This window comes from Pseudomonas sp. BJa5 (genome assembly GCF_030272875.2).
GTDB lineage: Bacteria > Pseudomonadota > Gammaproteobacteria > Pseudomonadales > Pseudomonadaceae > Aquipseudomonas.
Genome location: NZ_JALRNG020000016.1, coordinates 87,287 through 100,430, shown reverse-complemented (window position 1 = coordinate 100,430; position 13,144 = coordinate 87,287). Strand labels below are relative to the sequence as shown.

At 64.5% G+C, this 13,144-nt stretch carries 11 protein-coding genes; 9 read left to right on the top strand and 2 right to left on the bottom strand.

Annotation, left to right across the window (positions count from 1 at the left end):
* Nucleotides 1-38: 38 nt before the first annotated feature.
* Nucleotides 39-2,258 carry a primosomal protein N' gene (locus M2D63_RS11765; RefSeq protein ID WP_285863092.1) on the bottom strand — a complete coding sequence of 740 codons (2,220 nt, stop codon included), beginning with the start codon at nucleotides 2,256-2,258 and terminating at the stop codon, nucleotides 39-41.
* Nucleotides 2,259-2,426: 168 nt separating this feature from the next.
* On the opposite strand from M2D63_RS11765, the gene rpmE reads away from it, so the two are divergent.
* The 3 genes from rpmE to M2D63_RS11750 all read left to right on the top strand — a co-directional run bounded on the left by rpmE (nucleotide 2,427) and on the right by M2D63_RS11750 (nucleotide 4,913).
* Nucleotides 2,427-2,642, top strand: a complete 216-nt coding sequence (gene rpmE / locus M2D63_RS11760; protein WP_128321752.1) for a 50S ribosomal protein L31 — start codon at nucleotides 2,427-2,429, stop codon at nucleotides 2,640-2,642.
* Between the two features lie 2 nt (nucleotides 2,643-2,644).
* A complete protein-coding gene (locus M2D63_RS11755) occupies nucleotides 2,645-3,466 on the top strand; it encodes a thermonuclease family protein (RefSeq protein ID WP_285863091.1) in 822 nt (273 codons plus the stop codon).
* A 178-nt stretch (nucleotides 3,467-3,644) separates the two neighbouring features.
* Entirely contained in the window at nucleotides 3,645-4,913 is a 1,269-nt protein-coding gene (locus M2D63_RS11750; RefSeq protein WP_285863090.1) for a malic enzyme-like NAD(P)-binding protein, read from the top strand.
* Nucleotides 4,914-5,083: 170 nt separating this feature from the next.
* Here the strand turns inward: M2D63_RS11750 and M2D63_RS11745 are convergent, their stop codons facing one another.
* Entirely contained in the window at nucleotides 5,084-7,537 is a 2,454-nt protein-coding gene (locus M2D63_RS11745) for a penicillin-binding protein 1A (RefSeq protein ID WP_405309845.1), read from the bottom strand.
* 178 nt (nucleotides 7,538-7,715) lie between these two features.
* Between M2D63_RS11745 and pilM the strand changes: the two genes are divergently transcribed.
* The 6 genes from pilM (at nucleotide 7,716) to aroB (ending at nucleotide 13,134) form a co-directional block, all read left to right on the top strand.
* Nucleotides 7,716-8,654, top strand: coding sequence for a type IV pilus biogenesis protein PilM (gene pilM, locus M2D63_RS11740; protein ID WP_285863088.1), 939 nt, complete (start codon nucleotides 7,716-7,718; stop codon nucleotides 8,652-8,654).
* Nucleotides 8,651-9,169, top strand: a complete 519-nt coding sequence (locus M2D63_RS11735) for a PilN domain-containing protein (protein WP_285863087.1) — start codon at nucleotides 8,651-8,653, stop codon at nucleotides 9,167-9,169. Before pilM ends, M2D63_RS11735 begins: the two co-directional genes overlap by 4 nt.
* A complete protein-coding gene (locus M2D63_RS11730; protein ID WP_285863086.1) occupies nucleotides 9,166-10,101 on the top strand; it encodes a pilus assembly protein PilP in 936 nt (311 codons plus the stop codon). The genes M2D63_RS11735 and M2D63_RS11730 overlap by 4 nt, the downstream gene beginning before the upstream one ends.
* Nucleotides 10,102-10,124: 23 nt before the next feature.
* The gene (locus tag M2D63_RS11725) at nucleotides 10,125-11,414 is read left to right on the top strand and encodes a type IV pilus secretin PilQ (protein WP_285863085.1); all 1,290 of its coding nucleotides are present in this window, start codon (nucleotides 10,125-10,127) and stop codon (nucleotides 11,412-11,414) included.
* A gap of 4 nt (nucleotides 11,415-11,418) precedes the next feature.
* Nucleotides 11,419-11,937 (top strand): shikimate kinase AroK, encoded by a 519-nt coding sequence (gene aroK / locus M2D63_RS11720; protein WP_274294971.1) that lies wholly within the window; start codon nucleotides 11,419-11,421, stop codon nucleotides 11,935-11,937.
* Nucleotides 11,938-12,036: 99 nt separating this feature from the next.
* Nucleotides 12,037-13,134 (top strand): 3-dehydroquinate synthase, encoded by a 1,098-nt coding sequence (gene aroB / locus M2D63_RS11715; protein ID WP_285863084.1) that lies wholly within the window; start codon nucleotides 12,037-12,039, stop codon nucleotides 13,132-13,134.
* Nucleotides 13,135-13,144 lie beyond the last annotated feature (10 nt).

Genomic DNA, 13,144 nt, shown 5'->3' with positions numbered 1-13,144 from the left:
TGTAGGAGCGGGCTTGTCCCGCGATGTGGCCGACGCAATCAATAAAGATCCACCGGATCCACATCCAGCGACCAGCGCACCTGGCGCCCGGACGGCATTTGCTCCAACAGTAGCAACCAGGCGCTGATCAGTCGATGCAAAGGCGCCCGGGCATTGGCCTGGAGCAACAATTGCGCGCGAAAACGTCCCGCCCGTCGCTCCATGGGGGCCGGTACCGGGCCGAGCAGTTCGATGCCGCCCAGGTTGTGCTCGGCCAGCAACTGCTCGGCGGCGCTGCAGGCTTCGTCGAGAAAGGCCTCGGCCTGTCCGGGCTTGTGGGCTTCGGCACGCAGCAGGGCCAGGTGGGCAAAAGGCGGCAAGCCAGCGGCGCGGCGCTCGCTCAGGGCCTGCTCGGCAAAGGCGAAATAGCCCTGCTCGGTCAGTTGCACCAGCAATGGATGGTCGGCCAGGTGGGTCTGGATGATCACTTTGCCGGGTTCCTCGGCGCGACCGGCGCGGCCAGCGACCTGGACGATCAACTGGGCCATGCGCTCGCTGGCGCGGAAGTCGCCGGAGAACAGGCCGCCGTCGGCATCGAGGATCGCCACCAGGGTCACCCGCGGAAAATGGTGCCCCTTGGCGAGCATCTGGGTGCCGACCAGGATGCACGGCTGGCCGCGCTGGATGGTGGCGAACAGCTGGTTCATGGCGTCCTTGCGCGAGGTGCTGTCGCGGTCCACGCGCAATACCGGGTAATCCGGAAAGAGGATGCCCAGGCGCTCTTCGGCGCGCTCGGTGCCGGCGCCGACCGGGCGCAGGTCGACCTTGTTGCATTGCGGGCACTGGCGCGGCAGGCGCTCGTCGTAGCCGCAGTGATGGCAGCGCAGTTCGTAGGAGCGCTGGTGCACGGTCATGCGCGCATCGCAGCGCGGGCATTCGGACATCCAGCCGCAGTCGTGGCACAGCAGGGTCGGGGCGAAGCCGCGGCGGTTGAGGAACACCAGCACTTGCTGGCCGGCGGCCAGGGTCTGGCCGATGGCTTGTTGCATGGGGCCACTGATGCCGCTGTCCAGGGGCCGGCTCTTCACGTCCAGGCGCAGGAAGCGCGGCTGCTGGGCGCCACCAGCGCGCTGGTTGAGGCGCAGCAGGCCGTAGCGGCCGCTGTGGGCGTTGTGCAGGCTCTCCAGCGACGGCGTGGCCGAGCCCAGCAGGATCGGGATGTTTTCCTGGCGCGCGCGCACCAGCGCCAGGTCGCGGGCGTGGTAGCGCAGGCCTTCCTGCTGTTTGTAGGAGCCGTCGTGCTCTTCGTCGATGATGATCAGCCCCGGGTGCTTCATGGGGGTGAACAGTGCCGAACGGGTGCCGATGATAATGTCGGCCTCGCCGTCGCGGGCGGCCAGCCAGGCGTCCAGGCGCTCGCGGTCGTTGACCGCCGAGTGCAGCAGGGCGATGCGGGCGTTGAAGCGTTGCTCGAAGCGGGCCAGGGTCTGCGGCCCGAGGTTGATTTCCGGAATCAGGATCAGCGCCTGCTTGCCGGCCTCCAGGGTCTCGAGGATCAGTTGCAGGTAGACCTCGGTCTTGCCGCTGCCGGTAACCCCGGCCAGGAGGAAGGCATGGAAACTGTCGAAACCTGCGCGTACGGCATTGAAGGCCGCCCGTTGTTCGTCGTTCAGCGGCAGCTCGGGCTGCGCCAGCCAGCGTTCATGGCGCTCCTGGACGGCGTGACGGCGCACTTCGACCTGGACCAGCTCCTTGGCCAGCAGCAGGTCGAGGCTGTCCTTGCTCAGCATGAACTTGCTCAGCAGGCCGTGGGCGATGCCATGGGGGTGCTGCGCCAGGGTGGCGAGGGCTTCGCGCTGGCGCGGGGCACGGGCGATGCGCGGGTCGTCCAGGCGCGCGCCCGGCGCGATCTGCCAGAAACGCTCCTGGCGCGCCTCTGCCGGCTCGCCCTGGCGCAGCAGCACCGGCAAGGCCCAGTTCAGGGTGTCGCCGAGGCTGTGCTGGTAGTACTGCGCGGTCCACAGGCACAGCTTGAACAGGGGCGGGGGAATCGGTGTGACCGGATCGAGCAGGGCGATCGCCGGCTTGAGCTTGTCCGCCGGCACCTCGCTCTTGTCGCTGGTCTCGATCAGGATGCCGATCATCTCCCGGCGCCCGAACGGCACGCGGATACGCATGCCCGGGGTCAGTGCCTGGCGCGCCATGCTGGCCGGCGCCCTGTAGTCGAACAGTCGCCGCAGGGGCGAGGGCAGGGCAAGGCGCAGAATGACGTCGGACACGCGAAGAGTTCTCTGAAGGGGGATTCCAAGACCAGGCGAGCCTAGCAGACGACGGTCGGTGCAAGCGACAACTTGCGTTGGCAGCATGCTCTGGTATTATTCGCCGCCTAATTACGTGCGGTATTCAACAATGGTGTTGGGTGGCGGCACGCAGTCGAGGAAGTGACCATGAAACCAGAAATTCACCCGAATTATGAAGTAGTCGCAGTCACCTGCAGCTGCGGTAACTCGTTCGAAACCCGTTCGACCCTGTGCGCTCCACTGGGCACCGACGTTTGCAACGAATGCCACCCGTTCTACACCGGTAAGCAAAAGGTTCTGGACACCGGCGGCCGCGTACAGAAGTTCGCAGATCGCTTCGGCATGTTCGGTGCCAAGAAGTAAGAATGCGCAATGCTGGCCCCGCGGGTCTGGCAATGTTGCTGAAAAAGGCGTCCCTTGTGGGCGCCTTTTTTGTGGGCGTCATTTGGCAGTTGCCGGCGCTGGCCTTCTGCCCGGCCCCGGTCGATCCCCAGCGCGTCAGCGTGCGCCAGGTGGTCGACGGCGATACCTTGCGTCTGGAAGATGGTCGCAGCGTTCGTCTGATTGGCCTCAATGCACCGGAAATCGGCCGCAAGGGCCGGGCCAGCGAAGCCTTTGCCGAGACCGCCCGTCAGCGTCTGCAGGCGCTGGTCAAGGCCAGTGGCGGCGAGGTTGGGCTGGTGCCGGGCGTCGAGTCCCGGGACAAGTACGGTCGGACCCTGGCACATATCTACGGTCGCTCTGGCGACAATTTCGAGGCCCGACTGCTCAGTGAAGGCCTTGGCTATCGCGTGGCCGTTGCCCCGAACGTCGACCTGAGTGGCTGCCAGCAGCAGGCCGAGCGTACCGCTCGTCAGCAAGGCGTGGGGGTGTGGCGGCGCTCTCCGGTGGTTTCGTCGGCTCAGGTGCAGCAATCCGGTTTTGCGATCATCAGCGGCAAAGTGATGGGTATCGAGCGCAATCGCGGCGGAATCTGGATCGAAATCGACAGCGCCCTGGTGCTTCAGGTGCCGGCGAAACTGCAGCGCAATTTCCCCGCTTCATTCTTTGATGGCCTCAAGGGGCGCACCATCGAAGCTCGCGGTTGGGTGCTGGATCGTTCCCGCAAAGGCGGCTTGAAGCAAGGGCAGAGGCGCTGGTTGCTGCCATTGACCGATCCATCGATGCTGGAAAGGGTCTCTGGATAAAAAATTGTGAACATTTTTTTGTACGATTGTACACATTGAAACCCTTGCGGGCTGCGGCTCTTGGCGGAAAGTCGTAGGTTAAAGGCCTTGACACAAGTGACCGGCCAGTCTTGTCGGCCCTTTGCTCTTTGCGTATCCTCGGCGGTCCGTCAGAACAGTAAATAGCGGAATGCCCACCATGTCAGATTTGAAAACCGCCGCTCTCGAATACCATGCTCAGCCTCGTCCGGGGAAACTGAGCGTCGAGCTCACCAAACCTACCGCGACTGCTCGCGACCTGGCGCTGGCCTACAGCCCTGGCGTGGCCGAGCCGGTACGTGAAATTGGTCGCGATCCGGAGCTGGCCTACAAGTACACCGGCAAGGGCAATCTGGTAGCAGTCATTTCCGACGGCACCGCCATCCTCGGCCTGGGTGACCTCGGCCCACTGGCCTCCAAGCCTGTCATGGAAGGCAAGGGTGTTCTGTTCAAGCGCTTCGCCGGCATCGACGTGTTCGACATCGAAGTCGAGTCGGAGAGCCCGCAAGCCTTCATCGACACCGTCCGCCGCATCTCCATCACCTTCGGTGGCATCAACCTCGAAGACATCAAGGCACCCGAGTGCTTCGAGATCGAGCGCACCCTGATCGAACAGTGCGACATCCCGGTGTTCCACGATGACCAGCACGGTACCGCGATCGTGACCGCTGCCGGCATGATCAACGCCCTGGAAATCGCCGGTAAGAAACTCGAAGAAGCCAAGATCGTCTGCCTGGGCGCTGGCGCTGCCGCCATCTCCTGCATGAAGTTGCTGGTGAGCATGGGCGCGAAGATCGAGAACATCTTCATGGTTGACCGCACTGGCGTGATCCACGCTGGCCGTAGCGACCTGAACCAGTACAAGGCTGTGTTCGCCCACGCCACCGACAAGCGCACCCTGGCCGATGCCCTGGAAGGCGCTGACGTGTTCGTCGGCCTGTCCGGCCCGAACCTGCTGAGCCCTGAAGGCCTGAAGTCGATGGCGGCCAACCCGATCGTCTTCGCCTGCTCCAACCCGGATCCGGAGATCTCCCCGGAGCTGGCGCACGCTACCCGTAGCGACGTGATCATGGCCACCGGTCGTTCCGACTACCCGAACCAGGTCAACAACGTACTGGGCTTCCCGTTCATCTTCCGCGGTGCCCTGGACGTTCGCGCCAAGCGCATCAACGAAGAAATGAAGATCGCTGCCGCCAACGCCCTGAAAGACCTGGCCAAGCTGCCAGTGCCTAAGGAAGTCTGCGCAGCTTACGGCGTCGACGCGCTGGAATTCGGCCGTGAGTACATCATTCCGAAGCCAATGGATGCCCGTCTGATCACCGTCGTTTCCGACGCCGTGGCCAAGGCTGCGATCGAGACCGGTGTGGCGACCCTGCCGTATCCGACGAACTACCCGCTCAAGAGCGTGGATGACGTGTTCAACGGCTAATGTGGGAGCGGGCTTGTCTCGCGATTAGCTGCAACGCGTAACTAAAAGCCCCGGCTCGCGAGAGCCGGGGCTTTTTTGTGGCTGCCTCTGTAGGAGCGGGCTTGCCCCGCGATTGCGATGTGAGCGGTAGATCGCAATCGCGGGGCAAGCCCGCTCCCACAGTGAAGTGATCAGAACAGGTCGATCGGCGCTGCCTCGTCCGCTGGCAGCGGGCTGCCGGGGGCGGAGCCGTTGCCCAGTTCGCTGCCCGTAGGCGGGGTGTCTTCGACCTTGAACAGCTCGAAGTAGGCGTTGGGGTTGTCCGGCGAAGCGGCCCGGCCACTGACCGGGTCAACCCGCAGGCTGAGGATGCCTTGCGGTTCGGCCGGGGCATGGTTGGGCTTGTCCTTGAGCGCCGGGCCCATGAAGTTCATCCAGATCGGCAGCGCTACGGTACCGCCATATTCGCGACGGCCCAGGGTTTCCGGCTGATCGAATCCGGCCCAGACCGTGGTCACCAGGTCGGCGTTGTAGCCCGAGAACCAGGCGTCCTTGGATTCGTTGGTGGTACCGGTCTTGCCTGCGAGGTCGGTACGGCCCAGGGCCAGGGCGCGACGCCCGGTACCGCGCTTGATCACGTCCTGGAGCATGCTGGTGAGGATGTAGGTGGTGCGACCATCGATGATGCGCTCGGCCACGGCCGGCGCCTGGGTGGCGGTCTGCGCGGCATCGAACGAGGCGCTGGTGGCGGCTTCGCCCGGCAGCTGGATGCTGATCGGCGTTTCAGGTGCGGCGATGCCGAGCTGATCCTGGGTCGTCTGCGGAACCCGTGGCGGGTTGGCGGTGAACAGCGTTTCGCCGTTGCGGCTTTCGATACGCTCGATCAGGTACGGGGTGATCTTGTAGCCGCCGTTGGCAAAGGTGCTCCAGCCGGTGGCGATTTCCATCGGTGTCAGGGTCGCGGTGCCCAGGGCCAGGGACAGGTTGGGCGGCAGGTCCTGCTTGTTGAAGCCGAACTTGCTGATGTAGTCGATGGTGCGGCTGACGCCCATGGCCTGCAGCAGGCGGATCGATACCAGGTTGCGCGACTTGTACAGCGCTTCGCGCATGCGGATCGGGCCGAGGAAGGTGTTGGTGTCGTTCTTCGGACGCCAGACCTTGTCCAGGTACTCGTCGACGAACACGATGGGGGCATCGTTGACCAGGCTGGCGGCGGTGTAGCCGTTGTCCAGTGCGGCGCTGTAGACGAAGGGCTTGAAGCTCGAACCCGGCTGGCGCTTGGCCTGCATGGCACGGTTGTAGTTGCTCTGCTCGAAGGAAACGCCACCGACCAGGGCGCGGATGGCGCCGCTGTTCGGGTCCAGCGAGACCAGCGCGCTTTGCGCCGCGGGAACCTGGCTGAACTTCAGGCTGCCATCGTCCAGGCGCTGGACACGGATCAGGTCGCCCACCTGGGCAACGTCGGCAGGCTGCTGCGGTGCGCGCCCCTGGCTGTTGGTGTTGAGGAACGGGCGGGCCCATTTCATGGTGTCCCAGGCCACGCTTTCCTGCTGGTTGGCGCGGGTCAGCACTTGCAGGCCGGTCTTGCTGACCTGGGTGACGATGGCCGGCTCCAGGCCGCCAAGGCTGCGCTGCTTGCTCAGTTCCTGCTGCCAGGCTGCCAGGGTCTTGCCCGGGAAGCGTGCTTCCGGTCCGCGGTAGCCATGACGCTCGTCATAAGTGCTCAGCCCGTCGAGGACGGCCTTGTTGGCGATTTCCTGCAGGTCGCTCGGCACCGTGGTGGTGACCCGGAAACCTTCGGTGTAGGCGTCGCTGCCGTAACGGCCGACCATTTCGGCGCGGGCCATTTCGGCGATGTAGGGGGCACTGACCTCGGGCGTAGGAACGTGATAGCTGGCGTTGATCGGCTCGGCCAGGGCGGCCTGGTAGCTGGCTTCGTCGATCTTGCCCAGCTTGTACATGCGCCCCAGGATCCAGTCGCGGCGCTCCTTGGCGCGCACCGGGTTGGCCAGCGGGTTGAAGCGCGACGGCGCCTTGGGCAGGCCGGCGATCATGGCCATCTGCGCCAGGCTGATGTCGCGGATCGACTTGCCGTAGTAGACCTGTGCGGCGGCCTCGATGCCGTAGGCACGGTTGCCCAGGTAGATCTTGTTGACGTACAGCTCGAGGATCTCGTCCTTGGTCAGTTCACGCTCGATCTGCAGGGCCAGGAGAATCTCGTTGGTCTTGCGCGAGAAGCTGCGTTCGCTGGTCAGGAAGAAGTTCTTCGCCACCTGCATGGTGATGGTGCTGCCGCCGGTCTGGATGTGCCCGGACTTGAGCAATTGTGTTGCAGCACGCATCAGACTGCTGGGGTCGACGCCATAGTGATTGGCAAAGTTGTCATCTTCGGCCGAGAGCAAAGCCTGGATGAAATGCGGTGGAATGTCGGCGAAACGTATGGGAGAACGGCGCATTTCGCCGAATTCGGCAATCAGCTTTCCGTCGCTGCTGTAGACCCGCAAAGGGATCTGCAACTGGATGCTTCTGAGGGCCTCTACCGAGGGCAAGCTGGGGCTAAGATACAGAAACGCGCCGCTCACACCGAGCACGAGAGCGCAAATGACTGCGACGAAAGACCACCAGAAGAACTTCAGCAGGCGTATCAAGGCTTTTGGGCGTCCAGGTTGAAAAGTGGGTTGCGCGCGGGGCCAGCGGACAAGGAAAAACGCTGGCCATTATAAGCATTTTTCGCACCGCCGCGTTATGGGCGCGGCGTTTGAGGTGTCAGCCAGGTGAGGGCGATGTCCGCCCGGTGGCCTGCTGCGAGCAAGGAATTGACCGATGCTTGGACGCTTTGGCAGGGATGCCGGTTCACTCCTGGGGGTAGAAATCACCCCGCCGTTCATCAGACTGGTGCAATTGCAGCGCCGTCGTGGTCGTTGCCGGGTGCAGGCCTGGGCGCTCGAGCCCTTGCCTGCGGCGGCCATGCACAATGGCTGGATCGGCGACCCCGAGCAGGTTGCAGCAGCCTTGCTCAAGGCGCTGGGGCGCATGGAGCGGCCCGCCCGGCGTGTGGCCGTGGCGTTGCCCGGTGCCCTGGTGATCGAGAAGCTGATCTCGATGCCGGCGTCGCTCGATGAGCAGGCCATTGCCGAGCAAATACCGTCCGAAGCGGCCCAGTTCATTCCGTTCTCGCTTGAAGAGGTCGCCCTCGATTTCCAGGTCGTCGGCCTCGACCCTGGCGATCCGGGGCGCCGGCAGATGGTGGTCGCGGCTTGCCATCTGGCACTGTTGGAGGTGCTGGAGGTCGCGCTCGATGCTACCGGGCTGCACGCTTGCCTGGTTGAGGCCGATCACCATGCCCTGCACCGTGCATTGCCGGTCACCGATGCACAGCGCAGGTTGCTGCTGCAGCTGGAAAGCGATGCCCTGGTCATTCACGAGCAGGATGCGGGGCCGATGCCGCTGCGTCGGGAGCTGTCGCTGGGTGGGCAGGGGCGCGATGCCCAGGTGCTGGTAAGGGCGGTGGACCGTTACCTGTTGTCCGTCCCCGGGCGCGAACTGCCGGGGCAGTTACTGCTGCTGGGGGATGCTGCGCTGGAGCGTCACATGCCCGGGCAGTTGCAGCAGCGGCTCGGGATGCCTGTGCATCAGGCCGACCCTTTCCGGGTCATGGACCTGGCGCCGGGCCTGGATCCTCAGGCGCTGGCTGCACAGGCGCCGTGCCTGGCGGTTGCCTGCGGCCTGGCACTGCGGGAGGGCGACCGATGCCTGGTATGAACCTCTTGCCCTGGCGCGAGCAACGCCTACAGCGGCGTATCCGGCACCTGCAAGGAGGGATGCTGGGCGTGGGTCTGGTTGCCCTGCTGGTGATCTGGCGGGTGGATGCTTGCGCTCGGGAGGCCTTGCTGCGTCAGGCGCGCGATGATGCCACCACGCGGCAGGTCATCGAGGCGCTGGATGCCCAGCTGGAACAGTTGGCGCAGCACAAGGCCGCCCAAGAGCAGATCCGCGACAGGGTTGAGGTGCTGGAGCAGTTGCAGGCGGGACGATTGTCCCGGGTGGCGCTGTTGGAGCGGCTGGCAGACGCCGTGCCCCAGGGGGTGTACTTGACGGCGCTGACAGCTCAAGGCCAGCGATTACGGCTCACAGGAGTGGCCGACTCCGGCTCGCTGATCGCTCAACTATTGCGCAACCTGTCTTCCGAGCTTGGCGACGCTGATGTGCATCAGATCAAGGCGGTGGATGCCGGGGAGGCGTTCGAGTTGAGCCTGATCGCGAGGGGCGCGTCATGAGTCAGCTGTCGGGCCCGCTCTGGCAGCAGTTGGCGGGCGCTTCGCGGATGCGGCAAGGGGCGCTGCTGCTGGGCATCCTGGGAGTGTTGCTGGGAGTGGCCTACTTCGTCCACCTGCGTGCGCTGTTCGTTGATGTCGACGAGCGCACCGAGCAGTCACGGCGCTTGTCCGGCGAGGTCGCCGGCAAGGCGGAGCGCGTCCAGGCGCTCGCCGACAGTGAGGCGCAACTGGCTGCGGCACGCGAGGCCCTCGATACGCTCAGGTGGCGCCTGGCTGCGGGTGGTGAAATGGCTGGCCTGCTGGAGAATGTCGCGCAGCTGGGGTACGAGCACGGCCTGTTCGTCGAGCAGTTGGAGCGGCTGCCGGACGTCATGCATGACCAGCACATCGAGTTGCCCATGCAGCTTCAACTGCAAGGAAGCTACGCAGCCCTGGCCGCCTTTGCCCTGGGGCTGGCCCGATTGCCCCGGCTGGTCACGCTGCAGGATTTTTCCCTGGTCCCGGCCGGTGAGCAGGCTCCGGGGCAATTGCGTATGCAGGTGCGAGCCAGTGCCTATCGCGCGCGTGGAACGAGTGCGCGGGGCGCGCAGATGACTGCTACCGCTGATCTCGCCCCACCGGCCGCCGGCATTTCGCGCAGTCCGTTCGAGCCATCGCTCATGCAGCAGCGAGGCGATCTGCAGGGATTGCCATTGGAGCAGTTCGAGATGGTCGGCAGTCTTGTTCGTCGCCAGGTGCGCTTTGCCTTGCTGCGTGCGGCCGGGGTTGTGTACCGCCTGCAGCTGGGCGATCGGCTGGGGCGCGACCATGGCCGGGTGGTGAGCATCGAGGAGGGGCAGGTTGAAGTCGTCGAAGCGGTGTTCGTGGTCGACAAGGGTTGGGTCGAGCGGCGTCGCACTTTGCGCCTCAAGCCGTCGGCAAGAGCAGGTTGAAGGGGTAAGCCAGGGAGGTGGCAATGGCAGCAGGAAGCAGGTTGGTTGTGTTCGGGGTGTTGTTCATTGCCCAGGCAGCGCTGGCAGCGTCGACTGACAAAGGATCGCGACATGAGGTGCTGTCGCTGAACTTCCAGGATGTCGAGGTACGTGCGGTGTTGCAGGTGCTGGCGGACTTTTCCGGGGTCAATCTGGTTGCCAGCGACGCGGTGCAGGGCCGGTTGACCCTGCGTCTGCAGGATGTGCCCTGGGAGCAGGCGCTGGACCTGGTGCTGCGCAGCAAGGGGCTGGAGAAGCGTGAGCAGGGTAATGTCCTGCTGGTGGCACCCGTGGGCGCGCTGGCCGAGCAGGAGCGCCAGGTGCTGGAGGGCCGCCAGCAGATCGCAGCGTCATTGCCGCTGCAGCAGGCGTTGTTGCCCTTGAACTATGCGCGTGCCGCCGATATCGCGACCATCTTCCAGTCGATGAAAGCCACCGACCCCCGGGGCGTCACGCCCGGTATGGTGAGCGTCGACGAGCGCACCAACACCTTGATCGTGCGGGAGCTCCCGCAGCGCCTGGACGAACTGCGGCAACTGATCGCCCGCCTGGATGTGCCGGTGCGTCAGGTGATGATCGAGGCGCGGATCGTCGAGGCCAATGTCGATTACGAGAAAAGCCTGGGGGTGCGCTGGGGTGGCGAGGTGCAGTTGGGCAACGGCTTGAGCCTGGGTGCCGGCGATGCCTTTGTCGACCTGGGCGTGGAGCGCGCCACTTCCGCCATTGGTGTGGGCGTGCTGCGCGACACTGTGCTGCTCGACCTTGAACTCAGTGCCATGGAAAAGTCCGGCAACGGCGAAATCATCTCCCAGCCCAAGGTCGTGACCGCTGACCGGGAGACCGCGAGGATCCTCAAGGGCACCGAGGTGCCCTACCAGGAAACCAGTGGCAGTGGCGCCACGTCCGTGACCTTTCGCGAAGCGTCGCTGTCTCTGGAGGTAACGCCGCAGATCACGCCCGACAACCGGGTGATCATGGCCGTGAAGGTGACCAAGGACGAGCCGGACTACCTCAATGCCCTGGCCCAGGTGCCGCCGATCCGCAAGAACGAGGTCAATGCCAAGGTCCATGTCAGTGACGGCGACACCATCGTAATCGGTGGCGTGTACTCGACGGTGCAAAGTAAAGTTGTCGATAAGGTGCCATTTTTCGGCGATGTGCCGTATGTTGGTCGGCTGTTTCGTCGCGATGTTCTACAAGAGAAAAAATCCGAGCTGCTGGTCTTCCTGACTCCGCGTATCATGAGTGACCAGGCGATTGCTGTGAGTCGTTGATTCTGTGCGAAATTTGATACTTGTGGGGCCCATGGGTGCTGGTAAAAGCACCATCGGCCGCCTGCTGGCCAAAGAGCTGCGCCTGCCGTTCAAGGATTCCGACAAGGAAATTGAACTGCGCACGGGCGCCAATATCCCGTGGATCTTCGACAAGGAAGGCGAACCGGGCTTTCGTGATCGTGAGCAGGCGATGATCGCCGAGCTCTGTGCCTTCGACGGCGTGGTCCTGGCCACCGGCGGTGGCGCGGTGATGCGCGATGCCAACCGCCAGGCCCTGCATGCCGGTGGCCGGGTGGTGTACCTGCACGCCTCGGTCGAGCAGCAGGTCGGGCGCACCGCGCGTGACCGCAACCGCCCGTTGCTGCGTACCGCCAACCCGGAAGCGACCCTGCGCGCCTTGCTGGAGATCCGTGATCCGCTGTATCGCGAGATCGCCGACCTGGTGGTGGAAACCGACGAGCGGCCGCCGCGGATGGTGGTGCAGGATATTCTCGAGCGCTTGCAGAAGTTGCCGCCCCGTTGAGCCGGGCTTATCCTCGGCCACCCGTCATGCCGTGACAGGGCACACCGTTATCGCGCGGTTCGAGCCATCGATGCCGCGCCTTGTTCATTGTGGGGACACATGCAGACACTAAAGGTCGAACTGGGCGAACGTAGCTACCCGATCTACATCGGCGAAGGCTTGCTGGATCAAACGGAACTGCTGGCACCGCACATTGCCGGCCGGCAGGTTGCCATTGTCTCCAACGAGACGGTCGCGCCCCTCTACCTTGAACGTCTGAGCCGTACCCTGGGTGCCTATTCGGTGCTGCCGGTGGTGCTGCCCGATGGCGAAGCCCACAAGAACTGGGAAACCCTGCAACTGATTTTCGATGCCCTGCTGACCGCGCGGCACGATCGTCGCACCACCGTGGTTGCCCTGGGCGGCGGCGTGATCGGCGACATGGCCGGGTTTGCCGCGGCCTGCTACCAGCGTGGCGTGGACTTCATCCAGGTGCCGACCACCCTGTTGTCCCAGGTCGATTCGTCGGTGGGCGGCAAGACCGGCATCAACCACCCGCTGGGCAAGAACATGGTCGGCGCCTTCTACCAGCCCAACGCGGTGCTGATCGACACTGCCAGCCTCAGCACCCTGCCTGCGCGCGAGCTGTCGGCGGGGCTGGCCGAGGTCATCAAGTACGGCCTGATCTGTGACGAACCCTTCCTGGGCTGGCTCGAAGCGAACATGGACGCCTTGCGCGGCCTGGACCAGGTTGCCCTGACCGAAGCCATCCGTCGCTCCTGTGCGGCCAAGGCCGCCGTGGTCGGCGCCGATGAGCGCGAGTCCGGCGTGCGCGCCACCCTCAACCTCGGCCATACCTTCGGCCACGCCATCGAGACCCACATGGGCTATGGTGTCTGGTTGCATGGTGAGGCCGTTGCAGCTGGCACGGTGATGGCACTGGAGATGTCCATGCGCCTGGGCTGGATCAGCCAGCAGGAGCGTGACCGGGGTATCCGCCTGTTCCAGCGCGCCGGCTTGCCGGTGGTGCCACCGGAAGCAATGACCCCGGCCCAGTTCATGGAGCACATGGCGGTCGATAAAAAGGTACTCGACGGTCGTCTGCGGCTGGTCCTGCTGCGCCACATGGGCGAGGCGGTGGTCACCGACGACTACCCGAAAGAGATTCTTCAGGCCACGCTGGCGGCGGATTACCGCGCTATCGTGGCCCAGCTTTGAGGTTGATGAG